This is a genomic window from Daejeonella rubra, from assembly GCF_900103545.1.
In the GTDB taxonomy this organism is placed as follows: domain Bacteria; phylum Bacteroidota; class Bacteroidia; order Sphingobacteriales; family Sphingobacteriaceae; genus Daejeonella; species Daejeonella rubra.
Map to the genome: position 1 here is coordinate 1 of NZ_FNHH01000065.1, position 1,634 is coordinate 1,634.

The 1,634-nt window shown below is 40.4% G+C and carries 1 protein-coding gene; it reads left to right on the plus strand.

Annotation, left to right across the window (positions count from 1 at the left end):
* Nucleotides 1–261 precede the first annotated feature (261 nt).
* On the plus strand, nt 262–1,602 hold the full coding sequence (locus BLR27_RS18305; protein WP_245704554.1) for an IS110 family RNA-guided transposase: 1,341 nt from the start codon (nt 262–264) through the stop codon (nt 1,600–1,602).
* Nucleotides 1,603–1,634 lie beyond the last annotated feature (32 nt).

Here is a 1,634-nt window from a genome sequence, read left to right on the forward strand (position 1 = left end):
TGAGTAGGCACATTTTAAAAAATCAAAATATAGGAATGACATTTTGTGCATGTGTTTTATCTTGCATTAAGAAGCAGACTAACTACATAACCTGGTTACTCATTTGGTACCATCAGAGTCCGTTCTTGAGTTTAGGACTGATACTTACCGAAAAATATATTAGTGGCAATGCTTTCACATTGACCCTGTTTACTAAGCTTTCATATATCTGGAAGTATCAGAGTTAGCCTGCTTTTTATTCATTAAAAGTAAGGCAAAGCTATGAGTAAAAATCAAAAAAACGAAGCGAACGATATCCGTATGGGTATCATTTATCCTCATTCGGCAGGTATCGATGTGGGGAGCATGAACATGATGGTTTCCTATCAGGGTTTACACGGGGGATCTCAGGTTAAGGAATATGGTTCTTATACCCAGGAACTACATGATCTGGCACAAGATCTGAAGGAATCAGGGGTTACCCATGTAGCCATGGAAGCCACGGGAGTTTATTGGATGGCCGTATATGAGGTTTTGGAGCAGTACGACCTTCAAGTAACTTTAGTGAATGCCAGGCATTATAAAAATACCGCTGGCCAGAAGACCGATGTTAGTGATAGTCAATGGATCCATCAGTTACATGCCCATGGCTTATTTCGTGCTTCTCATATTGCAGATGAAAGCTACAGGGAGCTTCGCTGCTATATTCATGAACGGGGAATCTTTCAAAAGCAGAAGAGTGATACTCTGAACCGAATGCAGAAAGTGCTTACGCAGATGAATATCAAGTATCAGCACCTTCTTAGCGATATCGAAGGTGTGATTGGTATGCAGATCTTAGAGCGTATTGCCACTGGTCAAAACCATGCTGAAACAATATTGGCTAACTTAAAGCTGCGTCAACTTAAAACATCCCGTGAAGATCTGTTGAAGTCCCTGACCGGAATCTACAAGCCCCACTTGGTCAGCGTACTTAACCATCACCTGGAAGCCTACAAGTTTTATAAGGATCAAATGCTTTCCTATGAGAAAGAGATTGAAAATTTATTAAAAAAAATGTTGCCTGAGGAAACTGCCATACCAGTTAAATCCAGCAAAGTGCGAAAAAACCAGTATCATTTTAACTTAAAAGATTACCTCCATCATCTGGTAGGAATAGACCTTACCGAAATCGACGGTTTGGATGAAAACACGGTTCTTACCATTATTGCAATAACCGGTCTGAATATGGAAAAATGGCCGACAGCAGAACATTTCGCCAGTTGGCTCAACCTGGCTGCACGACCAAAAATATCCGGCGGAAAAGTGCTTGGTCATCAAAAGCGCTTTACGAAAAACCCAGCGACTCAAGCTTTCCGAATGGCAGCCCAAACCATGTGGCAAAACAAAGGAATACTTGGCCATTTGTATAGACGACTCTCCGCAAGTAAAGGAAGTAAAAAAGCAATTAAAGCAGTTGCGCGACGACTGGCTGTGATCTTTTATAACATGGTCAAGAAGAAAATGAAGTACGATCCTAAAATAGTAGCACTAGATCAAGAACAGCTCAGGGCTCGTAAAATTGCCCGTCTGCAAAAAGAAGCAGAAAAAATGGGTTGCACTTTACATATAAAAGTTGCTTGAAAATCAATAAGTTATAATCAATGTCATTATAA

What these genes read in the sequence shown, in the direction of transcription:
- BLR27_RS18305 (WP_245704554.1), top strand. Translation starts at nt 262, where the DNA reads ATGAGTAAAAATCAAAAAAACGAAGCGAACGATATCCGTATGGGTATC.